Source organism: Enterococcus sp. AZ095b (assembly GCF_051714725.1).
In the GTDB taxonomy this organism is placed as follows: domain Bacteria; phylum Bacillota; class Bacilli; order Lactobacillales; family Enterococcaceae; genus Enterococcus_B; species Enterococcus_B pernyi.
The window spans coordinates 759,917-782,459 of sequence record NZ_JBIOSL010000001.1; the positions used below are offsets into that span (position 1 = coordinate 759,917).

Consider the following 22,543-nt stretch of genomic DNA (forward strand, 5'->3'; position numbering starts at 1 on the left):
AGCAATGAAACTACAGTATCGATTAGAAGACACGGTGGAAATCGAAGGCGTTAGTTATCCGATCGATCTTTCTTTCGATACGGTGCTACGTCTTTTTGACTTGTTAAAGGATCCGATTTTGACGGAACCAGAAAAAATTGTTCTGGGTTTACAGCTTTTATTAGGTGTTTCGTTTTTGTATGACATTGAAACACAAAATACGATTTTTTTATCAATCTTGGAAACTTTTGATATTTGGGAAAAACCAAAGCCACGTTATGACAAGAAGGGCAACCAATTAAAACCAAAAATGAAAGAGATTGCGGACCAGCATTTTTCTTTTGATTATGATGCGCCAAATATTTACGCAGCATTTTATCAATCATACGGTATCGATCTATTTGAGGAACGAGGGAAGATGCGATGGGAGAAGTTTATTGCCTTGTTTGGAGGATTACCAGATGAAACTAGGTTTAGACAGATCGTGTCGATAAGGACGAGGAAAATGCCAACAGGAAAAGGAAATAAAGAAGCAAAAGATGAACTAAGAAAATTGAAGAAACTCTATGCACTACCGAAAGAAGGTGAAGAAGATGAGTCGAAGTGATGGTAAGGTAACGATCGACATAATCGTCAACGGCAAACAGGTCACGAAAGAAATTGACACGGTCGAACAAGGCTTTTCCAGACTGGGTAAAAATGCCGATGATGTCATGAAAAAAGTCGGGTCTGACATGGGTGCGAATACTGAATCAGGAGCAAAATCGGCAAATCAAGCAGTAGATTCTGTCGAAAAGACCGTATCAGGTTTAGGAAAGACGACCGAATCTGCAACAGCTAAAGCTGGTAAGTCAATCGGTGATAACTTTGATACAGGTGCCAAGGATGCCAATCAAGCGACTGATAGCGTGGCTAAAGGAGTGGCAGACCTAACCGCCACGACGAGCACTGAACTAGCTAAGTCAGGACGTATCATGGGTGAATCCTTTGATTCTGGCGCCAAAAATGCCAATCAGGCCAATGAAAGTGTCGTTAAATCAGTCACAAGCTTGGTTTCTTCTGTGGAATCTTCTGCACCAACAATGGGGCGTAGTATTAGTGAAACTTTTCTAAGTGCTGCTAAGGATTCTGAAACTTCTACAGATTCTATTACGAAATCTGTGAATCAAATGGTACCGCAAGTCGATTTATCAGCCACAAAAGCCGGGAAAAGCATTGCTGAAAATTTTGATTCCGGAGCGAAATCATCAATTGCAGCTCTTGATAGCGTTGGTAAATCAGGAAGTTCGTTACTAAATAGTGTGGAGAGTTTTTCTAATAAATCAGGTCGAGCAATTGCTGAATCGTTTGAATCTGGTGCTAAACAAGCCAATAATGCCACGGAAAGTATTGGGAAAACAGCTTCGAAAATGGTACCGCCTGTGGAACTGTCTGCTACCAAAGCCGGGAAAAGCATTTCAGAAAGTATTGAAGCCGGAGCCAAACATGGATCAAGTGCATTAGGATCTGCCGTTGATGCTATGAAGGGGCATTTATTGGCCCTACAAGAGTACGCAGATACCACTGGGAGTAAGTTAGGTGATTCTTTTGAGAAGCCTAATCCTGGTGCCAATCTGTTAACTGGTAGTGTTGGGAAATTAAGCGCAGCGATGTTGATCACAAAAGGAGCAACTACAGCACTAACGATGGCTAAAGGTTCATTAGATGGTGCATTTGGTCGTATTGATACTTTGAATAACTTTGAAAATACGATGACTCGATTAACTGGTAGCTCAGAAGAAGCCGCTGCAGGGATGGAAGGCGTTCGAGATGTCGTTGTTGGTACAAACTACATGCTTGATAGTGCGGCACAGACCGTTCAACGTTTAGTTATGCAAAATGGTTCATTAGAACAATCGACGAAAAGTTATCAAATCTGGGGTGATGCAGTTGCCATGTATGGTGATGGCGCTGCAGAAACAATGGATAATGTGATGGATGCCATGATCCAGATGCGAGCCACCGGTACCGTAAACATGGCTCAAATGGATCGGATGGTCCGTCGTGGTGTTGATCCTTGGAAAATCTATGAAGATGCAACTGGCATGAGTATGCAGAGTATTCGTGATGCGTTGCGTGATGGCGAAATTAGTGCCAATGAGTTTTTTGATACGGTTGAACAGGCGATGCGTGATGGTGGGAATGAATTCACCTCGGTTTCTGGGATGGCTCAACAAGCTGGGGATACTTGGGCAGGGTCGTTTGCCAATATGGCTACTGCAACAAGTCGAGGAACAGCAAACATTATCGCATCTATGGACGAAGCATTTGGCAAAACTCGCTTTGGCTCAATGAAAGAAAATATTCAAGGGTTTGGTAAAACTTTTGAAGGGGCGTTGAATAGTATCGCTGGTGTCATCCCTCCGGTTGTTTCGGCTATTGATATGATGGCTGGTGGGGTTATTGCTGTGAAAGACGCAGCTGTGACGGCAGCACCTGTAATTATCGGATTAGGAACTGCATTTGGTGGACTACTTATTGTACAGAAAGCAGCAGTTGCTACAGCATCTTATGTTCAGATGTTGAAATACCTGACCGGTGCAACTTCTGGTGCGACGATGGCTAAAAAAGTTGATGCAGTTGCTACAAAACTGGGAATCAGTCTCAACTTACAGAACGCCACCACCACTAAAGCGGTTGTCGCAGCAAACATTTCCAATGCAGCTTCACTAAAAGGGGCAGCAGCTGCCCAAAAAACCTATGCGATTGCTGTTGGTGCTTCTGCAGTAGCGAAGAAAGCATTAGCGGCTGCTAGTATTCTGTTAAATCCTGTGGTCGCAGGCACTGCGGTTGCACTTGGTTTAGCTGGAGTTGCGGCCGCCAAAATGGGCATAGATTTCTTTGCAGCTCGTAAAAAAGCCAAAGAATTAGCTAGTGAATTAGATGGATTAAAAGGCGATCTAGATAATGTCGGAAAGTCAACCCAGTCCAGTGCAAAAGAATTTGAATCACAAGCTAAAGTGATCGAGTCGAATACAGAAAGAAACAAGGATCTAGCAGCTGAATTACAAAGGCTTTCAGCAATTGAAGATAAATCGGCTGCGGATAAAAAATTGATGGCTGATACAGTTGATGAACTGAATAATTCAGTGACTGGTCTAAATCTCTCTTACGACGAAGAAACAGGCCTGCTTAATGCAACCACAGAAGAAATAAACAAACGAATTGAAGCTTCTAAAGGAATGGAAGAAGTCAATCGGCTAACCGAACGACAAAAGACGTTGAATCAAGAAGCTGCAGACATTGAATCCTCATTAACTGAAGTAGCCAAAGAACGTATGAGATTGGAGCAAGAAGCCTCAGAATCTGGCGTGGATGGAAAGAAAAAAGTCAAAGAATCGCTGGAAGGACTGTCTCAGAAGGAAGATGAACTTCAAAGTTTACTTGTTGAAAATCAATCTGAACGAAATCAATTGTACACGGAGGAGCAAGAGAAAAGACGAGCAGTCGCAGAGACAGTCTCAGAAGCTAATTCTCAGATGATTACTTCATGGAATGTTCTATCTGATGCACAACAAGCTGCCTTGGAATCTATGAATAGCATGTACAAAAAGCTGGTAGAAGAATCAGGGAATGCTTTTAAGCAGATTGAACAACAAGAAGCGATAAGCTTGGATCAAATGAAGGAAAATCTACAAAAAAATGCTGAAGCTATGAGAACGTGGTCGACCAATGTTGCCATTTTGGCGAAAGCCGGTGTAGATGATGGCATTATTATGCAACTTGAAAAATTAGGTCCAGCAGGTGCATTACAAACGCAACAGATGGTAGATGAGATGGGGTTAAATCTTAGTTCATTAGCGGAGTTAGGTGGAGAACATACAAAAACCCTGCTGGAACAAATGGGGCTTCATATGGAGGACCTACCAAAAATGTCAGCTGAACAATCGGCGTGGTTTGTTGAAAATTTAGATCTTGAATTAGGAAAATTACCAGAAACAGCACAACAGCACATTAGTGATTTAAATGGGACTGCGGATGCAACGATGAAGCAAGCGATGGCGAGTATGGGGAATATCGTTGGTGAAGAAACGGAAACTGTTGCTGAAAAATTTGGATTAATTCCAGAAAAAAGTGAGGCATCTTTACGGAGAGGAACAGAGGGGCGAGACTTTGCACAGTGGGGACGTCAACCTGTCGAAGAAATTGGGGATGGGATGGTAGAAGCAACCCCCAAAGTAGAGGAAGCAGCAAAGGAAGTTGCTCAAACGCCAGAGAGAGTGATGGGCCCTCAATTAGAACAAACTGACTATACCTCAATGGGTGCAGCACCACCAACAAAATTGGGGCAAGGAATTTTAGATAATATTACTTCGGTGGAAGAAGCTTCTAAAGAAGTAGCTAATGTTCCGGAACAAACGATTAGAGAAACCGTGGGGATCGATAAATATATTTCTCTGGGGCATCCTGTTGGTGAAGGAACAAGTCAAGGTGTACGTGAAGGAAAATCACAAGTAGAATCTGCAGCAAAAGAGATTGCGATGGTTCCAGAAAATATTTTAAACAACGAAATGACTGCTAGTAATTACAATAAAAATGGTCAAGATGTTGGTGCCGGATCTGCTAAAGGAATAAAGGATAGTCAAGGAGCTGTCCAAAAAGCAGCAAAAGAAATTGCACTAGTACCAGGAAATGAAATTTCCACACACATGAATCAACAAGAATACCAAAAGCATGGAGAAAAGGTAGGTAAAGGCACAAGCCAAGGTATCGCTGACACCGCCCTTCAGGCAGTTTCTGAAATCAATAAAATGACGGAAGAGATGGTCAGAGCGTCCAATGAGGGATCTAAAAAAATGCAGGAAGTTTTTGAAAAACTGACTAAGGAAATAGATAAAACGTTACAAAGTCTTCCTAAGATTGCCACAGCAGCCATGCGTGAATCAAATCAGGCCTATCGTGAGGGGATGCGGGGTGCAACTGACATTATCCGTGAGGGTGCACAACAAATGCCTAATCAAATGAATCATCTACCTGATCAGTTTTATCGCATTGGCCAAAACTCTATGATTGGCTTAAATAATGGTTTGATTGCCGGGCAAGCCCAAGTTCTTAGCACTGCAGCTTCCATCGCTAATCAAGTGGCACAAACGATGCAACGAGCCTTAGATATCAATTCACCATCCAAAGTGATGGAGATGGATGTGGGACGTTGGATTCCTGCTGGTATTGGCGAAGGGATTGAGCGATTCAAGCATTTAGCGTTAGATGCCATTGAGGATTTAGGTGCCCAGCTTGTCTTGCCGAATATCCAAGCCGAGTCGATTGCGATTGCAGGAAACGCTGGGTTTAGCGTATCGTTGCCAGCAGGTAGGAGTGAATCAATTACCACCAATCAAACCATTCATAATACGCCACATATCGATATTCATTTTGATGAGATCACAATCAATGACAAATTAGATATTGCTGAATTGTCGGAATTACTCGCAGAACACACGGCAGATGAAATGAGGAGGAGATTAGAGTGAAAGCTGTACAACCCTATTTTGAATTTAATGGCCATAAGTCGATCGACAAGAATCTCTACCTCCTTAATGAGATGGAGTTGACGATTCCTGAATCAGATTTGCGATTTGATGAGGTCGATGGTCGACAAGGGGCAATCATTTACGACAATGAACGAGAAAAAGATATCATCAAAACATTTCCGATGGAATTAAGGAAAGAAGCAGACAAGTCGCTTTTTCAGCAAGTCAGAGAAATTACGCACTGGCTGAAGGAACCAAAGCGATACAGTCGGCTTCTTTTTTCTGAGGATTCGGAATACTTCTACGAAGGCATCTTTCATTCGCAAGTTCGAATTCTCGATCGCTGGCGTGATCATTTTGACTTAGCGTTGCCTTTTCAGTGCAAGCCAGTAATGTATCGGTTGGATGGTCAAACAGCTGTTTCCCTTTTATCCGGACGTACACTAGACAATCCTGAATCGATTCCATCACTGCCGATAATCCAATTTCGATACAGTGGGACGGCAGATGCGTCCCTGACCATTAATGGTCGGCAGTTTCGAATTCTGAGAGCTGCCGGTGCTGGCATGATTACGATCGATAGTGAGTTAGGGACAGCGTATCGTGATGGCACAGTCAATATATCAAGTGCGATCTTGATGCAAAACGATGGGTACCATGTTCCGCAGCTGCGACCAGGAACTAATACCATTTCATTCACTACACAAATCACACAGGTAACAATTACACCAAGATGGAGGTCGATTGCGATATGAGTGTGCCAATTCTTTACAATGAATCGAATAACGATTACAGCACGCTCGGTCTAGGGTTATTGAATGAAGCAAGCAGCGTATTGGCTGTAAGACATAGAAATCAATTTCCATATCTAACCTTTAATTATCCAATCAACGGACAGTTATTTTCTCAGTTGAAAAAAGGGAAGAAAGTAGTAGTTGATGTTGGTCCGGGTACTCGATCGAAGCGACAACGATTTGAAATCACTAAGATTACTAAACCTCAACACGGCATTATTTCTATTAAATGTGATCATATTTCACTTTTAACCGAAAAAACAGCACTAAACAAAGGACAGAAGCACACCGCTATTTCGGCGCAAGAAGCGTTGAATCAGTGGCGCGCTCTTTTAGTTCCTCAGCGTGATTTTACCGTGTTTACCGATCTGACGACCGTTACTGCCATGGACTTTTCCGAAGTTGGCCACTTTGAAAGTGCTGCGGAAGCATTAGGTGGGAAGGAAGGTTCGATACTTCAAAATTACAATGGTGAATATATTTTTGATAATAACGAGATCCGCTTGATGCGAAACGGTGGAAGAGATACTGGTGTCGTCATTGCTTATGGCAAGAACTTAGTGGATCTCGTGCAAGAAGAATCAATCGAAAGTACCTACACATCAATACGACCTTATGCTCGAGCAAATGAAGAAGGTGCCAGTGAGTTAGTTCTTCCGGAAGTCATTCTAGATAGTTCTCATGTCGACAAGTTTCCGGAACGTCGGGTACAGACAGTGGATCTCAGTAGCCGCAACCCTCAAACGGTCGCAGAGTTACGCCAGTTCGCTCAGTACTATATTTCTAGCAATCAGGTCGGGTTGCCTCGTGTAAATCTGAAAGTGAAGTTTGCGGATCTGTACAGTGCGACTGGTGAGGAACAACATCGGCTGCTCGAGCAATTGGAGCTGTATGACACCGTCACCGTGGCTTTTAACAAGCTAGGTGTCAACGTCAATGCGAAGATCAATCAGACGGTTTGGAACGTGCTGTTAGATAAATACGAATCGATTGAGATTGGCGATTCAAGAGCGACATTGGGGTCCAACCAAAAAGAACAGGATCGCGATCGTGAGGAACAGATCAATCGACCGCCCATTATTGGCCCTGGAAACATAGCCAACGTTAGACCTGGCACAATTACAAATCTTGTTGCTTATGGTGGTTTTAGCCAAGTTCTTCTGCATTGGGATATGCAGGGACTGACCGTTCGAGAATATGAAATTTACGGCTCTCAAGAAAAAGGCTTTGTTCCGGGACCAAGTAACTTGCTAGGTACGACAAACGTCAATGCCTATACTCACGGTACAGAAACCAAATTGCAATGGTACTACCGTGTTCGGGCAGTTAATCACCACGGTGTCGCTGGTCCATTTAGCTACGAGGTGTTTGGCCAAACGGCAAATACGAAAGACCTCGATGAACTGGAAGGGATCTTGGATGATCTGAATGATCGGATTCTTCCGGAACTGGATGAACGTCTGACAGCGAACGATCAACTTCTTTATGATTTGAAGCAGAACATTTTGCCGGATCTTGAAGGCCGGTTAAAAGAGCTTGAAGTTGAAATGGACATACTCACCACCGTTAAGTTGCCGGGACTTGAGCAGAAATTGATCGATAACGAGCTTGCGTTGAATGAATTGAATACTGTCTCGCTACCTTTATTGGATGAGCGTTTGAAGTCAGCCGAACAAAATTTCCTAGATGCACAAAAACGAATCGATGATGCAATGGCGGACATTCGAGAGGTTGAGGATCTGCTTTCTGATTGGCAGTGGCAAGACACGGTTGAAATTGACGGCGGGAAAATTCGAGCTGACACCATTTTGGCAAGATCAATCCAAGCCGGAAGCATTACAACAACGCAGATTCAAGCTGGAAGCATTGTTGGGAATGATTTGGCTATTAACACCATTACAGCTAGAGAAATCAATGCGCAAACCATTACGGCTAATGAAATAGCCACAAATGCAATTATCACACGGCATATATCAACCAATGCTGTAACCGCGAATGAGATAGCCGCCAATACTATAGCTGCAGATAATATTTCCACTAATGCAATTATCGCTCGACATATTTCAACTAGCGCAATCACGGCAGAAAAGATCAATACGAACGCTGTAACGGCCATAAAAATTAACGCAGGTGCTGTCACTGCTGAGAAAATTGCGACGAGTGCTGTGACTACAGTCAAGTTGAACGCCGAGGCTGTAACGGCAGCAAAAATAGCTGCCAATACAATCACAGCAGCGCAGATTGCTACGAACACGATCACGGCGAATCAGATTGCGACAGAAACGATCACAGCGAATCGAATTGCAACAAACGGTATCATTGCGCGCAATATTACGGCAGGATCGGTCGTCGCAGACAAATTGGCAACTGGATCAGTGACAGCAGTCAAAATAGCTGCTGGAGCCGTCACCGCTGATAAGATCGTCGCGCGAGCTGTGACTGCGGATAAATTAGCGACAAATGCCATTCAAGTTGGCTTTAACAACATGGGGAATAGCTTGAGGTTGACGCCTACGACGTTGGCATTTTGGCAAAGCACCTCCGTGCGGTTTATGGAAATGACTGGTCTTCGACTTGAATTTTTCACTGGTCAAAGCACACGTATTGGTGGTTTTGAGCGAAGCAGTATGAGTGGGCGAACTTGCGTCGCGTACTTTGCAAGAAACTCTTATAGCTTAGTGTTGGGACGAATAGTCAACTCCGCAGGAACGAGTGAACAAAGAATACCTGTGATGGAAATTCAAGGAAATAACGCTGCAATCCAGATGCACGCCAACATCAACATGAATAGATGGAGCATAACCAATCAATCCGATATCCGCTTGAAAGAGAATATCCAAGAAACTTCTGTTTCAGGCATAAAAGAAACAAAGCGAATTCGCATGGTTGATTTTGATTGGAAACAAGACTATCGTCCAATTGACAAAGACACTCCGCCACCAACTACTCGTCAGTTTGGAATGATTGCCCAAGAGGTACCTTTCTTACAAGCAAACATTGATGGGGATAATCATTATTTGTCGATTGATATGAATAAACAAGTCAATCTAAATACGAAAACCAATCAAGAGTTGATCGCGATCGTTGAAAGCCAAGAACAGCGTATTCAAAAATTAGAACGAGAAATGGAGAAAATCGCATGAAGATTACACTAAAGAATTATGAATTAAGTACTGCGTTAGCTTTTGTTGCAAAAATGGACTTAAAGGCAGCAAGTGCTAGTCGACACCGATCGAAATTCAAAAAGGAGCTTTTAAAAGCAATTGAGGGACTGCAAGAGTCAGAAATGGAACTGTATGATCAGTATGGTGAAAAAGATGCAGATGGGAAGCTGGTCATCAACGAATCCCAAACAGGATATGAAGTAAAAGATTCCGAAAAGAATCAGTTTGCACAAGAACTACATGCCTTGTTAGATGAAGAAATCGTGCTCGAAAGTGGCTTATATGCCAAGAATTTTTCTTTGTTTGGGAAGGTGCTTGCTGATTACAACGGTATGATTTCAGGGAAAGAAGCAGACATTTACGATCGCTTGATGGACGAATTTGAAAAGGAGGAAAACCAAGATGTTAAAGACTAACAAAAGCACTAGTGTGAATAGACAGGTCATGATTGACGAAACGATGGTTGTTTATCTATCGGCTTCGATCGATGAAGATAAAGGGGTGTCAACGTCACCATCAATCAGTATCCAAGAGCCCGATTTATACCAAAAAAACAAAAAGACTTGCCGTGAAGGAATTCAAGAATTTTTGAAAGAACTGTGGGCGTTAGAAGATAAAGCTTGAAGGAGGACGGACGATGGAAAATCTCTACGTAACCAGTGAAATCACGTTAAATAAAACGGCGGAAAAACGTTCTTCTCCTATACCAACCAACACAGAGTTTTTCAGTTATGATCAACGCGTCGCAAAAAAGACGATCAACTTTCAGTTTAAGGGGGAGCCGTTGGATCTTTCGGAAGCCAATATCATTTTGGGCTTTGACTTCGTGACTGCAGGTCAGTCAGTCATTTTTGAAAGTGCTGATGGCTCAATCAAAATTGAGGATCCCACAGCCGGAAAAGTAAATGTGATGTTGCCAAATGACATTTACGCGTACTCCGGATCAGTGAACATTTATGTTTTTGTGGAGTTTCCTAATGGCCAATCTTTAGACTATCCGGCATTTAGTACCGAATTCCAAGAATCTTGGCTTGATCAAGATCTTGGAGAAATGGCGCAATTTTATGTGAAGCGGTTCGAGGATCTACGAAACTTGGTTCTGGAACAAGCCTCAGGAATTGATCAGGATTTGACCGAATTTGAAAATCGAATTGGACAAATTGAATCGGACCTTGCGGCCTTTGACATCGATGCCCTAGCGAAGGAAATTGAAGAAGAGATTCGCACAACGGTAGAAGGAAGGCTCAGTGACATCGAGCAACGACTTGATGATGCGGATTTTGTCACAGAAGAAAGTGTTGATCAAACACTAGAGAAGTTTATGTTTGGTGCACCGCTAGTTCGAGAACCATTGCTTGATTTAACTGGGAAAATTCGAGGAAGCTTTGTCGAAAATGTTCATAGAGCAGGTGGCGTCCTCTCGACCTCTTTGCCAAGCAATGCTGCTGCAGGGACAGAGATTACACAAGCGCAATACAATCGAATAGCTACGAATGATGGGCTTGATACTAGCATTAGCGCAACGTCTTCAAATGGTCGAATGCAAGTTGTTTTTACATGGGACATACTCGGTGATATGAAGCGACGGTTTCCTGAGTTATTCACTTTTTTTTCTCCACAAACAGTACAAGAGGAATTGGCTGTAATTCAACCTTTTGTTAAGAATATTCAGTTTACAGCCTATGCGCATATCAATTCCACCACCTCATATCCGATCATTGGGTATCGGAGAATGCCTGAAAACACCGGATTCAACTGGCAAGAAATGGCAAGCCACGAGAGCACTTTCCATGATAAACTCACTTTTCCACTTGAGTTAATAACCGGTACTACAGTACTGGGTCATGTTGGCAAAGCAGCCGCGGTCTTACGTGGTCCTGAACGACAAGCAACTAATCAAAATGCGATTCGGGTGGCATATGCAAAAGTAGAATATACAGTTGCGCTTAGTTTAACCAATTTATATATACCCAAAAGGATTGATCAGATAGCGAACCCAACCATTGACATGTTAAATCACTTAGCCCAGCGAATCAATGACTTAGAAAAGAGAGGATGACAAAAATGGAAGGACACAAAGCAATTTATGACACAAGGAATTTACAAGATCTTCGACCGATGTTTACACCGGAAGATCGCACCGTATACCACCCCTACACGGAAGTCGCACCACCTATTGATACACACGTGGTGGTTATTGGTTTTGATTTTAACCGTCAACGATGGAACGTGGTGAGTGCTGCAACGTCAGAAGAGGTCGAGGAGTTACAAGAAACCACGGATTCCTTGGGGCGATCGGTGGTACAACTGACGCTACAAAATCTTCAACTGTCACATCAAGTAAGAGAATTGACTCAAGGAGGGCAAAAAAATGCTTAATTTTGAGACAATTCAAGATTGGTACAATCGTGGCTGGATGACAGAAGATGACGTCAATCAGTTTCTGGCACTTGGTGCGATCACAGAGGAACAGTCAAAGATAATTTTAGAGAATGAGGATTAGGTAGGTGGCTTATGGAGGCATTAACCATAGCTGAGTGGATCGCAATTGTTTCACTGGCTTTTACATTGATTTTTGGTATTGCAAAATTTTATGCGATGTTCACGAAAATGGATCACACACTAAGTGAATTGAATGAGACCATCAAGGAACTTAAAAAAAATCAGACAGAATCTAGCAATCGGCTTTCAATTATTGAAGAACAAATCAGATCTATTTTTAAGCAAATTGGAAAGGAGAGAAAATAAAATGACAGAAATCTTAGCTGCTTCAAGTATTATTACACCGCTAGTCGTCGGTGTCACAGGGTTGATTAAAACACAAATGAAGAATTACAAACTCTTACCCGTGATCAATGTGATTGCGGGTATTTTGTTAGGTGTGCTTTATGCAGTAACCTTAGCACCACAAGATTTAGCGATTTACGCATGGGCTGGAGCTGTTTCAGGATTAGCCGCTGGCGGATTATTTGATTTAGGAAACAGTGTCATTCAGTCGGAAGAATGACAAATTATCAAAGGAAAAACACAGCCAAAAGGCTGTTTTTTTATGAAAATTAGGAGGAATTGATCATGACAAAAATTATAGATTTAAGAGGCGATTCAAGAATTTTAGGACCAACCAATGCCAAAAGGAATGTTTCTCAAGTAACTAAAATTGCTCGTCACCATTCTGCAACAACTACTGGAGACGTTTGGGCGTTTCAGAACCATTGGAATGGCACATTAGGCTGGGGAACAGGTGGGTATCATGAAATCATTTTACGAGATGGTACCGTACAATGGTGCTACTTCGATAATGATGTGACAAATGGTGTGGGGGGACATAATACACCAACTTATCATATTTGTCTTGTTGGTAATGGTTCATTTACAGCTGAACAAGAAAAAGCATTTGAAGAACGAGCAAAAGCGGCCATGCAACGTTTTGGTTTATCCGTCAACGATGTATTAGGGCATAACGAATTCAGTGGTCATGCCTCGAATATCTGCCCAGGTATTAACATGAATACGGTTCGTGAACGATTACGAGCGGGGAATAACTTAACCCATGATCAAATTATTTTAGCGAGCCCACCCAAAACGAGTGGAAATTATGTAGGGAAGTTAGAAGTGTTTAATGAGCTACAATTGGGAATCTTCCGGATTGCTGGGTGGTTAGTGCCAATTAATGGTGCAGCTTATTTAAATCAAGGATACGTCTTCTGGATGGATGCCGACAATCCGGATGTTGAAATTGGTCGTTGTAAATCAGCCGGTATTATTAGAGATGATGTGAATGCAGCCTATGGATTACCTAGTGGCCTGCGATTTGGATTGGATGGCACACTAGATATCCGAAAATTTGCAGGGAAAAGAGTCTTTCCGATGTTACGACGAACAAACGATCCGAATGGAAATACGATCAATGGACAAACAGTCGACATTCGATTCCCTGAGTATGTTTTGACGATTCCTAAGCGATAAAAAAATAGCCCCTCGTCTGATGCGCACACCCTAAAATTAAATCTTAATTCTAACTTTTTTGGGGTGTATATCGAGTGAGGGGCAGTACATATAACATTAACTTCTTATTAATAATTTATACTCTGGTTTGACTTCATACAGATCTAAAGGTATGATTTGTTTAATTGGTAATTTCAAGGAGAACTTGTGTGGGTAAAAATGAGAACTATGCCAAATCGATAAAAAATTGGCTAACGGTAATATCTTCTGTAACGTTTATAGTTAATACATTTCAGGTATCAGAAATCGAATCAGTTTTTTTGTATTCCTTTACTTATTTATCATCTATTGGGTTAGCGTTTTACAATTTATCCCCAAAGGGTGGCCAAGCTAAAACTAGACGTGTGAGAATGGTACAAAGCGCAATAGCCTGTGTAGCCTTTAACTTTATAGGCAATATAGTTGGAGGTCTTCATCCAATAGTTAAATTAATTATGCTATACATAATTAAAGTAGCATATCTGATATTTGCTTCTTTAGCGATCATTTATACTTTTAAAGACGATTCTGATTTGGATACCGTTGAAGAAAAAAATGTTAGAATAAATGTAAGAAGAAAATTACGAGAAAAAGAAGAAGCAAAGCCTTTTGAGGTTAGAGAGAAAAAGAAAGATGAGAAGAAACGATTTCGGAAATTCATCTCGAATAAGAAGGTTTCTAAGGAGGACATAAAATGAATACTATTATAATCGTCTTGGTTTCCATGTTGATTTATTATAGTGGGCTTATGTATCTATCTTATTCAGCCTTCAAAAAAAGTAAAATTAAAATAGGTTTTGTAACGATGCTTTTTATACCAATTTTTATTCTTAAAAATTACATTGTGATCGCGTATAAACATAAAGATAATTCAAAAATTAGAAATCATGCCATTTTAGAGTTTTTTTTCGGATATAATACAGGACTAGCTATATTAGTTGAAGTAGTACGTTTTGGATTTGAGAAAAAATACATTACATCTGAGAAGAAAGAACGGAATGGTATTGCAACTTTGATTACAAAAGTAAAAGATATTTTTTCTAATACCTTAGACGAATATTTAGTTTATTAAAAAAAGTCGTTACCAGAAAAAATCCGACAATAGAGCAGATATTGTTTTTTATTAGAATAAAGCACATGACTTGAACAATAAATAAAATCATAGTAATTTAAAGATATCTTGATACTATTGATCAGGACTTTACAGGACGCCCACTCTTCGGAGTGGGTCTTTTTTTAATTAGAATTAATCAAAGTTTAAGAATTCTTAAACAAAAGAAAAGCGCTTGCAATAATTTTAGACCAGGCTTAAACTACCTGTAGGCGCCATCATAAAAAGAGAGTATCAATAACTAAAAACTTTTGGGGAAGTCTGTAGCGTGTATATCGATACTCTCTTTAATAATTATAACATACGTAATTTAGACAGCAAAATGATTCTATCAGTTGAATAATAAATAAAAAGATAGTATTCTTATTGTATCATCCTAACAACATTGCTTTTTTTACATCCCGCTCATTGGAGCGGGGTACATAAAAGAACATATTATTTGAACACAGCTTGAAATCGTAGTGAGTTTTAGGCATCCACATTCAGAACATTCTTTATCCTAAGGTAGCCCGCTCTTATATGAGCGGGTGTTTTTTTGTCTAAGTGAATCTGATTCGATTTAAATAATCTAAAATGAATAAGCAACAGTTTATACTAAATCGATATCTCTAGAACTGATAAATAATCGTTTTTTTATTATATCTACATGAACTCCCGTTTGCTCCTTACTACTATTGGAATGTAATAAGAATGAAGAATGTGTAAGTGTTTGTAAATTTACATTAAGGAATACTCTGTAACATTGACAATAATAAAAATTATTCGATACAATTTGGCTATAACTATTTCATTATTTATATTTACGATGATATATATTTAAGTCATAGTGACAAGAAGATTGTTACCACAGTAAATAAACTATTTACCAGAAATATTTTTGAGGACTCTTTTGATAATAATTTGTACCCTTAGCTCAGTTAGGCAGAGCAGATGGTGAGTTAATAATCGTCTGGTCGTAGATTCGAGTCCTACAGGGTACATAAAAATAAAGTAAAGGACTATTGAGATGAAAAAAATAATTATATTGGTTGGCGCTATTATTCTCGTCACTATTATTGTAATTTCAGTGGCTAATATAACAAGTAATAATGTTTTAGAGAATCAAAAAATAAATACTCAACAAAAAAGTAAAGATGATTTTTCTGAAAAGAAAGCTGAAAGTAAAGAGAAAATTGAAGATACTAAAGAAGCTGTTCACCCATGGAATAAACCCTCTGAACCTCAGTATCCAATAATAAAAGAGCCAAATCTGTTATCAGTAGAAGTTTCCATACAAGAACAAAAAGTTTTTATAAAGGAGAATAGCAAAACTATATATACAATGATTTGTTCAACTGGAGATAGTAAAGCAGGAACACCAACACCAACTGGAGATTTCGTAATAGAACCAGAACGAGGAGATAAATTTTATTGGCAAGAAGATAATGATTGGGCATATAATTGGGTATCGTTTTCAGGACATGGTGTTTATCTTTTTCACAGTGTATTAATGTATAATGAAAAAGAAGTTGAGGAAAAAGAAGCTTTACGATTAGGGCAAGAAGCATCTCACGGATGTATTAGACTACCATTGCCAGATTCAAAATGGTTTTTTGACAATATACCTGTCGGTACACCAGTGAAGATATACTAGGTAGAATGATTGTGTCATCATATTAGACGATCTTCTATAAGTTTATGATATTCATTCTGGGCTACTCGAAAGAGTAGTTTTTTTTGAAAAGAAAAATACGATGTATTTCTTGGTGCGTCATGCTAGTGTTATCATAGATAATGAGATGAAAAAATGACCATACTATTTAGAAAAATATAAATAGAATAAAAACTAATTTTAGGAAAATTGTTTAAAACCAAAAAAAGTTCATAAAAAGTTTATGTATTGTAAAAATATGAATTTTTTAAACTCTACAGCGTACTAAATAGAAATAATCTTAAACATTTAAACATATCTATGGATGATTAAAAAATGTTGTGACAATAATGTAAGCGTTTCTTATGGATGGCTTAAGCAAATAGGCATAGTTAATTTTATTCTTTTTAATACACTCTAAGTGTACCAAAAAAATGATAGGAGTGGTCAATATGAAGAAATTTTTATTAGCATGTCTAGGAATTTTAGCAACTGTTAGTTTTGCAGCGTGTGGTCCTAAAGCGTCGGAAAAGCCAAAGAGTGATTCGCCGAAGCAATCACAGCAGATCCCTAGAAAAAAACAAAGTAGTGACACAAATGGCGCTAAGAAGAAAGAAGGCTCAACTCAACAGGGAAAAGAACAGCAGAATAAACAATCGAGTGATAGCAAAGAAAAGAAGAGCCAACAAACACAACCGAGAAAAAGAAACAATTCCAAAAATAAAACAGCACCCAATAAAGAAAAATCAAATGAAAGTAATTCAAGTAATAGGTAAGTACACTGGCCAACCAGACATAAGGTGAATAAATGAACAGGAAATATTTATAAAAAACACTCGCTTGTTAAAGGTGAGTGTTTTTAGTTCTAGAATTTAGTCTATCCAATTTTTAAAGTATTTCAAAATAATACAGGTACCAGAAATAAATTAGGTAGTGCATGTATGAATACTCTATTACTTAATTATTAATATATATATTTGAGATACAAAGTAATTATTCTGGCTTATCCATATTGCTTTTTAATAACCTAGGATATTATGAAGAAACATATAATTTGAACATAACTTGAAAAGACAGTAAGATTATAATAGCCTCACTAATGCGGATTGTATCCTTTAGTGGCCCGCTCTTTACGAGCGGGTATTTTTTTGTTTAAAATAAGATTCGATCAAAGTTTAAGAATTCCCAGATGAAGACAAGGTACTTGCAATAATCACTGGTTACCCATAAGGTGTGAATAGGAATCATTATAAAAAAAGAGTACCAATGGACAAAGTTTTAAAAACTTGGGGAAGTTTTCAGCGTGCGCATTGGTACTCTTTTTATGATTCTATCACATGTCTTTTAAACAGCAAGGAAAGCGTATTACTTGAATGCGGGGTCAAACTCTAGTAATGTGATGCTGACCAAATAATTCCCATATCAACGTACGTGCCACTCTTCGGAGTGGTATACATAAAAACAGATTATTTGAATATAGAATGAAGTGGTAGTAACATATAATTACCTCATTCAAAGGTTTTTATCCTTTCTTACCCGCTCTTTTTAAGCGGGTATTTTGTTGTTGTGTGCTAATAAACATGGCAATCAGTAAATTCCTAATCTACGTATAGTATCATCAGGGTTTACAATAGAAATTTGATTTACAACAAGCTGTTTTCGTTTGTTATAGCGACCACTTACTTCTAAAACATACTGTTTTTCAGGTAGCAATAACAGCTTATCGATAATGTCATTTTTTGCAGTTACGCAGTTTACATATTCTGATGGCGTTTCAATAGTAAATCTTAGTAAAATAGGGGCAGAGTTGATGACTCTGATTTTATCTAATATGCCAATAATTGATTTCATGTAATCACCATCCATTTTTTATACTATTTTAACAGATAGGGGCATATAAGGGGCAAATAGTATAAAAGGTTATACAATTACAAAAAAGAAATAATTAAAAAAATACTGATTTATCAATTGTTTTATAGTTATATATAATAATAGAAAAACCACAGAAAAGACTAAGCAGGTGCCGCCATGTGTCTGATTGATTGGATTTATTAAGCCTAAAGGGCTTTTTTTATTAGAGGCAAGTTTAAGGTATTTAGATTTTGTAAAAAAGTCTAAGTACCTTTTTTTGTGCAAAAACTTTCCATGTGAACAAAGGGGAACCCTATGGTATGATGAAAAAAAGTGAGGTGGAACTAACAGTGGAAGAAATCGTTCTTTTACACACGAATGACTTACATTCTCATCTTGAAAACTGGCCACGGATCAGAAGATTCCTTGAGCAAAAAAAGCGTGAAAATGAGAAAAAAAATAATACGACAACTCTCACGGTCGATCTTGGGGATTTCGTTGATCGTTGGCATCCTTTGTCAGAAGCAACGAATGGCCATGCCAATGTTGAACTAATGAATCAAATCGGCTATGATGCAGCAACTATAGGGAATAATGAAGGTGTAGGTAATTCCAAGAATGAGTTGAATCATTTATATGATCACGCGAATTTTGATGTGCTACTGAGCAACTTATTCGATAAAAATACTTTGCAACCACCAGTATGGACAAAGCCATATAAAATCATCGAAACAAAGCAACGAACAAAAGTTGGGTTAATTGCTTTTACTGCACCATTTCCTTTGACGTATAATCCAAATGGCTGGGATATCCGTCAGCCTTATGATCTGTTGCCAGAGTTAGTTGAGCAATTACGTCCACAGGTAGACGTAATTGTTTTAATGAGTCATTTAGGCATTCAAGATGATTTACAGATTGCAAAAGAAATCCCTGCAATCGATGTGATTTTAGGATCACATACCCATCATCTTTTTATTGATGGGAAAGTCGTGAATGAGGTACAATTAGCCGCTGCCGGAAAATTTGGGCAATATGTAGGGGAAGTACATCTTTCATTGGAAAATAAAAAAATCGTCGGACACTACGCTAAAGCGATTCCGACAGATACAATGACTGCATTCGTAGAGGATGAGAAAGAAATCGCCGGTTATCTTGAACAAGGACATCGTCTTTTAGCTCAAAAGAAAGTGGCAGATCTACCATTTGACTTATCACTTGATTTATTTGATGAACATTCCTTTATCCAGATCGCTTTAGAAGCGGTAAAAGAAAGAGGGAACACAGAAGCATCGTTTCTGAATAGTGGTCTTTTTTTGAATAGCGTACCTAAGGGGCTGGTTGACCAAGATCAACTCCATAGTGCACTGCCACATCCGATGCATTTGATCAACGTCACGCTGAAAGGGTCAGATATGATTCGCTTAGTGTTGGAAATCGAAAAAAGTCGCCTTTTTTTACGGAATTTTCCTATCAGGGGAATGGGGTTTCGTGGTCAGATATTCGGTGAGATTTTCTATAGTGGGATCACGTATGATGCGGTCAATCGAGAAGTTTTGTGGCAAAAACAACCAATCGAAGAGGAAAAGAATTATACCGTTACTACGGTCGACCATCTGATGTTTGTTCCTTTTTTCCCAACCATCGAAATTGTTGGACAGGTCGATTTTTTATTTCCCGAATTTATTCGTACAGTAGTGGGAGACTACTTAAATGCTCACTACCCAACCAATGAAAAAGAAGGTATAATAGAGAAATAGGTGGTGAAAGCATGTCGACGAAACAAAATAAACAACACAACAGTGACAAAAAAGAGAGTCAAGAAACGGTCGATCGCTCACAAGAACAAACAGTGACCGAAGAAGTGACGGCAGTTTTAGAAGAAATAATCGAGGAAACGAAGCCAGAGAAAGTCAAAGGAGAAATCGTCACATTGACAGATGAAACGAATCTTTTGATTGGTGATAGACCTTATCGTATCGTAACGGATTACCGGGAAGGTTTCAATGCTGAGAAGCTTGGTGAGAGATATAGCGAAGTGCTTTCCAGATACGATTACATCGTAGGTGACTGGGGTTACGAACAGCTACGTTTGAAAGGCTTTTTTGATGCCACGAATCGACGTGCTCACCCAGATCAGCGAATTGATGCATTAGAAGACTATTTATACGAATATTGTAATTTTGGCTGTGCATATTTTGTCATTGAACGCATTGGTGGAAAAAAAGAAAAAAATACCCAACGACGTAAAAAGAAAAAAAATCCGAATCGCAACAATCAAGCGCATATCGATGAAAAAAAAGCGCCCGTTGAATCGGTACGCAAACAACCTGTGATCAAAAATCGTAAACCAGCAACTACTAAGGCAACACCAAAGGGAACTGAAAAAACATCAGAACGCCCAACAAAATCAACTTCTAAAAAGAATTTTACTATTAGACAAAGGGAAGAATGATCCTATGAATTATAAAGGCTATTTGATCGATTTAGACGGAACGATCTATCGTGGAACGGAGCCGATACCGGCAGGAAAACGATTCGTCGAACAGTTACAGGAAAATGGGACGCCCTTTTTATTTGTAACCAACAATACGACAAAAACACCGGGAACAGTGGCACAACGTTTAGCCACTGAGTTTGATATCCATGTCTCACCAGAAACGATCTATACAGCATCTCTAGCGACCATTGATTTCATGAAATCAGACGCTAAAGGAAATAAAGTGTATGTGATCGGTGAAGCTGGCTTGACAGATTTGATCTTGGAGGCAGGGTTTGTATGGGAAGAAGAACATCCTGATTATGTCGTAGTAGGTTTAGATAATCACTTGACTTACGAAAAAGTGGTGACCGCAACCTTAGCGATCCAAAAGGGAGCAACGTTCATCGGTACAAATCCTGATAAAAATATCCCTACAGAAAGAGGATTATTACCTGGAGCTGGCTCGGTTGTTTCTTTTGTAGAGACAGCGACACAAACTACACCAGTCTATATTGGTAAGCCAGAAGCAATCATTATGGATAAAGCAGTGGAACTTTTAGGATTGAACAAAGAAGAAGTCATCATGGTAGGGGACAATTATGAAACTGACATCCAAGCAGGGATTCGTAATGGTATCGACACACTGCTTGTGTTATCAGGTTTTACCAAAGAAGAAGACATTCCAGATCTACCAACACCATCTACCTTCGTTTTGCAATCGTTAGATGAATGGAGTTTCTAAAACAATGAAAAATAAACGATGGCAATGGGTGGAATATGCGGGGATGGTTAGTTTGTTCCTGACGTTGCTCACTTTAGCAATTGCAATAACGATCAATTTCCGCCCACTATATGTGTTTGATATTGGGCATCTAGGTATCTTGGATTACACTACCGTAGATCAGCCAACATTACTCCAAAATTATGATCAACTGATGAGGTATCTGAATAATCCTTTTGAGCAAGTGTTGGCACTTCCCGACTTTCCAATGTCAGCGAGTGGCTTACATCATTTTTATGAAGTCAAGTTATTATTCATGCTCAATTATGCGGTGTTGTTACTTACATTGATCCCAAGTGGCTTGTTCCTTCGCCAGTTGAAAAGAAATCAGCGTTTGTGGCGGCTAATCCGCCCATTCCAAATCGGCATGATCCTACCATTTGTTTTTGGCTTTTTTATGTTGATTGGTTTTGATCATTTTTTTATTCTTTTTCACGAAACATTTTTCAATAATGATGACTGGTTGTTTGATCCTCAAACTGATCCAATCATCAATGTGTTACCTGAGCAATACTTCATGCATTGTTTCATTCTGTTTTTTGTGCTTATCGAATTATTTTTCGCTTTGATGGTTCTTGTTGGCAAAAGAGAATTGAAAAAGGGGAACAATTAAACAATCACTTTCGTGTAGCGCGTTGATTGCTTTTTCGGATATAGCAAAAAATCATCCATAAAAATCCTTTTGCGATTTTTATGGATGATTTTTTATTTTTATTTGATTATTGTGTCAAACGGCTCCGTTTTTCCGGTTCTTGGTGGGCCAAGCGGCTTGCGGCAGAGGCAGCAATTGCTCCCACGATATCATCTAAAAATGTATGGACATTTTTGCCATCGTGACTATTTAACTTTTTCAAGATCCCAGGTTTTACTTTATCGATATAGCCATAATTGGTAAAACCAATCGTTCCATAAACATTGACGATCGACAAGGCTAAAATTTCATCTATTCCGTATAATCCTTCATCATCTTCAATGATATGCTGAAGAGGGCTCATCAATTGTTTTTGTTCTGCCAAGATATCTAATTGGATGCCAGTAATGATCGCGTTATGGACTTCACGCTTTGTCAAGACTGCGTTAATACTTTCCGCACAATCCTCCAAGCTTAAATCTGAGATATAGTCTTTTTGTAAAAACATGACTAATTCAGCGATATCCTCAATTGTTACGCCACGTTCTTTTAGGAGATCTCGCGCTTTTTCTTCTAAGGTTTCTGTTTTTATGACCATTTTTGATTCCTCCGTCTCTTCTTTCTATCTA

General features: G+C 39.3%; 22 protein-coding genes and 1 tRNA gene. 21 read left to right on the top strand and 2 right to left on the bottom strand.

The annotated features are described in order from the left end of the window. Positions 1 to 4 precede the first annotated feature (4 nt). From IGJ99_RS03600 to IGJ99_RS03680, 17 genes are all read left to right on the top strand, one after another. Positions 5 to 586, top strand: coding sequence for a Gp15 family bacteriophage protein (locus IGJ99_RS03600; RefSeq protein ID WP_206855051.1), 582 nt, complete (start codon positions 5 to 7; stop codon positions 584 to 586). Beyond that, positions 573 to 5,489, top strand: coding sequence for a tape measure protein (locus tag IGJ99_RS03605; protein ID WP_430607878.1), 4,917 nt, complete (start codon positions 573 to 575; stop codon positions 5,487 to 5,489). The genes IGJ99_RS03600 and IGJ99_RS03605 overlap by 14 nt, the downstream gene beginning before the upstream one ends. Continuing rightward, positions 5,486 to 6,244 (top strand): phage tail protein, encoded by a 759-nt coding sequence (locus IGJ99_RS03610; RefSeq protein WP_430607876.1) that lies wholly within the window; start codon positions 5,486 to 5,488, stop codon positions 6,242 to 6,244. Before IGJ99_RS03605 ends, IGJ99_RS03610 begins: the two co-directional genes overlap by 4 nt. After that, positions 6,241 to 9,426: a phage tail spike protein gene (locus tag IGJ99_RS03615; protein ID WP_430607874.1), complete on the top strand. Its 3,186-nt coding sequence runs from the start codon at positions 6,241 to 6,243 to the stop codon at positions 9,424 to 9,426. Before IGJ99_RS03610 ends, IGJ99_RS03615 begins: the two co-directional genes overlap by 4 nt. Continuing rightward, complete coding sequence (locus IGJ99_RS03620) at positions 9,423 to 9,863, top strand: DUF1617 family protein (protein ID WP_325837553.1); 441 nt, start codon at positions 9,423 to 9,425, stop codon at positions 9,861 to 9,863. Before IGJ99_RS03615 ends, IGJ99_RS03620 begins: the two co-directional genes overlap by 4 nt. Further along, the gene (locus tag IGJ99_RS03625) at positions 9,850 to 10,071 is read left to right on the top strand and encodes a hypothetical protein (protein WP_430607872.1); all 222 of its coding nucleotides are present in this window, start codon (positions 9,850 to 9,852) and stop codon (positions 10,069 to 10,071) included. Before IGJ99_RS03620 ends, IGJ99_RS03625 begins: the two co-directional genes overlap by 14 nt. 13 nt (positions 10,072 to 10,084) lie before the next feature. After that, positions 10,085 to 11,506 (top strand): hypothetical protein, encoded by a 1,422-nt coding sequence (locus tag IGJ99_RS03630; RefSeq protein ID WP_430607869.1) that lies wholly within the window; start codon positions 10,085 to 10,087, stop codon positions 11,504 to 11,506. A gap of 5 nt (positions 11,507 to 11,511) precedes the next feature. Further along, the gene (locus IGJ99_RS03635; protein ID WP_438748819.1) at positions 11,512 to 11,826 is read left to right on the top strand and encodes a hypothetical protein; all 315 of its coding nucleotides are present in this window, start codon (positions 11,512 to 11,514) and stop codon (positions 11,824 to 11,826) included. Then, positions 11,819 to 11,950, top strand: coding sequence for an XkdX family protein (locus IGJ99_RS03640; RefSeq protein ID WP_438748817.1), 132 nt, complete (start codon positions 11,819 to 11,821; stop codon positions 11,948 to 11,950). The genes IGJ99_RS03635 and IGJ99_RS03640 overlap by 8 nt, the downstream gene beginning before the upstream one ends. Before the next feature lie 11 nt (positions 11,951 to 11,961). Beyond that, the gene (locus IGJ99_RS03645) at positions 11,962 to 12,195 is read left to right on the top strand and encodes a hypothetical protein (protein ID WP_301357385.1); all 234 of its coding nucleotides are present in this window, start codon (positions 11,962 to 11,964) and stop codon (positions 12,193 to 12,195) included. A gap of 1 nt (position 12,196) precedes the next feature. After that, the gene (locus tag IGJ99_RS03650; protein WP_430607861.1) at positions 12,197 to 12,454 is read left to right on the top strand and encodes a holin; all 258 of its coding nucleotides are present in this window, start codon (positions 12,197 to 12,199) and stop codon (positions 12,452 to 12,454) included. Between the two features lie 65 nt (positions 12,455 to 12,519). Further along, on the top strand, positions 12,520 to 13,413 hold the full coding sequence (locus tag IGJ99_RS03655; protein WP_430607858.1) for a peptidoglycan recognition protein family protein: 894 nt from the start codon (positions 12,520 to 12,522) through the stop codon (positions 13,411 to 13,413). A 188-nt stretch (positions 13,414 to 13,601) separates the two neighbouring features. After that, entirely contained in the window at positions 13,602 to 14,129 is a 528-nt protein-coding gene (locus IGJ99_RS03660) for a hypothetical protein (protein ID WP_438770622.1), read from the top strand. Then, positions 14,126 to 14,503 carry a hypothetical protein gene (locus IGJ99_RS03665; protein WP_438770623.1) on the top strand — a complete coding sequence of 126 codons (378 nt, stop codon included), beginning with the start codon at positions 14,126 to 14,128 and terminating at the stop codon, positions 14,501 to 14,503. The genes IGJ99_RS03660 and IGJ99_RS03665 overlap by 4 nt, the downstream gene beginning before the upstream one ends. A 941-nt stretch (positions 14,504 to 15,444) precedes the next feature. Further along, positions 15,445 to 15,522 (top strand) — tRNA-OTHER (locus tag IGJ99_RS03670). 26 nt (positions 15,523 to 15,548) lie between these two features. Then, positions 15,549 to 16,175 carry a L,D-transpeptidase gene (locus IGJ99_RS03675; protein WP_438770624.1) on the top strand — a complete coding sequence of 209 codons (627 nt, stop codon included), beginning with the start codon at positions 15,549 to 15,551 and terminating at the stop codon, positions 16,173 to 16,175. Positions 16,176 to 16,624: 449 nt separating this feature from the next. After that, positions 16,625 to 16,948 (top strand): hypothetical protein, encoded by a 324-nt coding sequence (locus tag IGJ99_RS03680; protein ID WP_438770625.1) that lies wholly within the window; start codon positions 16,625 to 16,627, stop codon positions 16,946 to 16,948. A gap of 811 nt (positions 16,949 to 17,759) precedes the next feature. On the opposite strand, the gene IGJ99_RS03685 is transcribed toward IGJ99_RS03680, so the two are convergent. Beyond that, positions 17,760 to 18,023: a hypothetical protein gene (locus IGJ99_RS03685; RefSeq protein ID WP_438770626.1), complete on the bottom strand. Its 264-nt coding sequence runs from the start codon at positions 18,021 to 18,023 to the stop codon at positions 17,760 to 17,762. A gap of 350 nt (positions 18,024 to 18,373) precedes the next feature. Between IGJ99_RS03685 and IGJ99_RS03690 the strand changes: the two genes are divergently transcribed. The 4 genes from IGJ99_RS03690 to IGJ99_RS03705 are packed head-to-tail and all read left to right on the top strand — an operon-like array spanning position 18,374 to position 21,896. Further along, positions 18,374 to 19,780, top strand: coding sequence for a bifunctional metallophosphatase/5'-nucleotidase (locus IGJ99_RS03690; protein WP_041684386.1), 1,407 nt, complete (start codon positions 18,374 to 18,376; stop codon positions 19,778 to 19,780). 11 nt (positions 19,781 to 19,791) lie between these two features. Continuing rightward, positions 19,792 to 20,475: a YutD family protein gene (locus tag IGJ99_RS03695; RefSeq protein WP_019723195.1), complete on the top strand. Its 684-nt coding sequence runs from the start codon at positions 19,792 to 19,794 to the stop codon at positions 20,473 to 20,475. 4 nt (positions 20,476 to 20,479) lie between these two features. Continuing rightward, positions 20,480 to 21,244, top strand: a complete 765-nt coding sequence (locus IGJ99_RS03700) for a TIGR01457 family HAD-type hydrolase (RefSeq protein ID WP_349521327.1) — start codon at positions 20,480 to 20,482, stop codon at positions 21,242 to 21,244. A 4-nt stretch (positions 21,245 to 21,248) separates the two neighbouring features. After that, positions 21,249 to 21,896 carry a TIGR01906 family membrane protein gene (locus IGJ99_RS03705; RefSeq protein ID WP_224434572.1) on the top strand — a complete coding sequence of 216 codons (648 nt, stop codon included), beginning with the start codon at positions 21,249 to 21,251 and terminating at the stop codon, positions 21,894 to 21,896. A gap of 106 nt (positions 21,897 to 22,002) precedes the next feature. Here IGJ99_RS03705 and IGJ99_RS03710 read toward each other — a convergent pair whose 3' ends face one another. After that, the gene (locus IGJ99_RS03710) at positions 22,003 to 22,512 is read right to left on the bottom strand and encodes a phosphatidylglycerophosphatase A family protein (protein WP_010736099.1); all 510 of its coding nucleotides are present in this window, start codon (positions 22,510 to 22,512) and stop codon (positions 22,003 to 22,005) included. Between the last annotated feature and the right edge of the window lie 31 nt (positions 22,513 to 22,543).

What these genes read in the sequence shown, in the direction of transcription:
- IGJ99_RS03620 (WP_325837553.1), top strand. Translation starts at nt 9,423, where the DNA reads ATGAAGATTACACTAAAGAATTATGAATTAAGTACTGCGTTAGCTTTT.
- IGJ99_RS03705 (WP_224434572.1), top strand. Translation starts at nt 21,249, where the DNA reads ATGAAAAATAAACGATGGCAATGGGTGGAATATGCGGGGATGGTTAGT.
- IGJ99_RS03675 (WP_438770624.1), top strand. Translation starts at nt 15,549, where the DNA reads ATGAAAAAAATAATTATATTGGTTGGCGCTATTATTCTCGTCACTATT.
- IGJ99_RS03615 (WP_430607874.1), top strand. Translation starts at nt 6,241, where the DNA reads ATGAGTGTGCCAATTCTTTACAATGAATCGAATAACGATTACAGCACG.
- IGJ99_RS03650 (WP_430607861.1), top strand. Translation starts at nt 12,197, where the DNA reads ATGACAGAAATCTTAGCTGCTTCAAGTATTATTACACCGCTAGTCGTC.
- IGJ99_RS03635 (WP_438748819.1), top strand. Translation starts at nt 11,512, where the DNA reads ATGGAAGGACACAAAGCAATTTATGACACAAGGAATTTACAAGATCTT.
- IGJ99_RS03700 (WP_349521327.1), top strand. Translation starts at nt 20,480, where the DNA reads ATGAATTATAAAGGCTATTTGATCGATTTAGACGGAACGATCTATCGT.
- IGJ99_RS03680 (WP_438770625.1), top strand. Translation starts at nt 16,625, where the DNA reads ATGAAGAAATTTTTATTAGCATGTCTAGGAATTTTAGCAACTGTTAGT.
- IGJ99_RS03645 (WP_301357385.1), top strand. Translation starts at nt 11,962, where the DNA reads ATGGAGGCATTAACCATAGCTGAGTGGATCGCAATTGTTTCACTGGCT.
- IGJ99_RS03655 (WP_430607858.1), top strand. Translation starts at nt 12,520, where the DNA reads ATGACAAAAATTATAGATTTAAGAGGCGATTCAAGAATTTTAGGACCA.
- IGJ99_RS03710 (WP_010736099.1), bottom strand. Translation starts at nt 22,512, where the DNA reads ATGGTCATAAAAACAGAAACCTTAGAAGAAAAAGCGCGAGATCTCCTA.
- IGJ99_RS03630 (WP_430607869.1), top strand. Translation starts at nt 10,085, where the DNA reads ATGGAAAATCTCTACGTAACCAGTGAAATCACGTTAAATAAAACGGCG.
- IGJ99_RS03685 (WP_438770626.1), bottom strand. Translation starts at nt 18,023, where the DNA reads ATGAAATCAATTATTGGCATATTAGATAAAATCAGAGTCATCAACTCT.
- IGJ99_RS03665 (WP_438770623.1), top strand. Translation starts at nt 14,126, where the DNA reads ATGAATACTATTATAATCGTCTTGGTTTCCATGTTGATTTATTATAGT.
- IGJ99_RS03600 (WP_206855051.1), top strand. Translation starts at nt 5, where the DNA reads ATGAAACTACAGTATCGATTAGAAGACACGGTGGAAATCGAAGGCGTT.
- IGJ99_RS03695 (WP_019723195.1), top strand. Translation starts at nt 19,792, where the DNA reads ATGTCGACGAAACAAAATAAACAACACAACAGTGACAAAAAAGAGAGT.
- IGJ99_RS03640 (WP_438748817.1), top strand. Translation starts at nt 11,819, where the DNA reads ATGCTTAATTTTGAGACAATTCAAGATTGGTACAATCGTGGCTGGATG.
- IGJ99_RS03625 (WP_430607872.1), top strand. Translation starts at nt 9,850, where the DNA reads ATGTTAAAGACTAACAAAAGCACTAGTGTGAATAGACAGGTCATGATT.
- IGJ99_RS03605 (WP_430607878.1), top strand. Translation starts at nt 573, where the DNA reads ATGAGTCGAAGTGATGGTAAGGTAACGATCGACATAATCGTCAACGGC.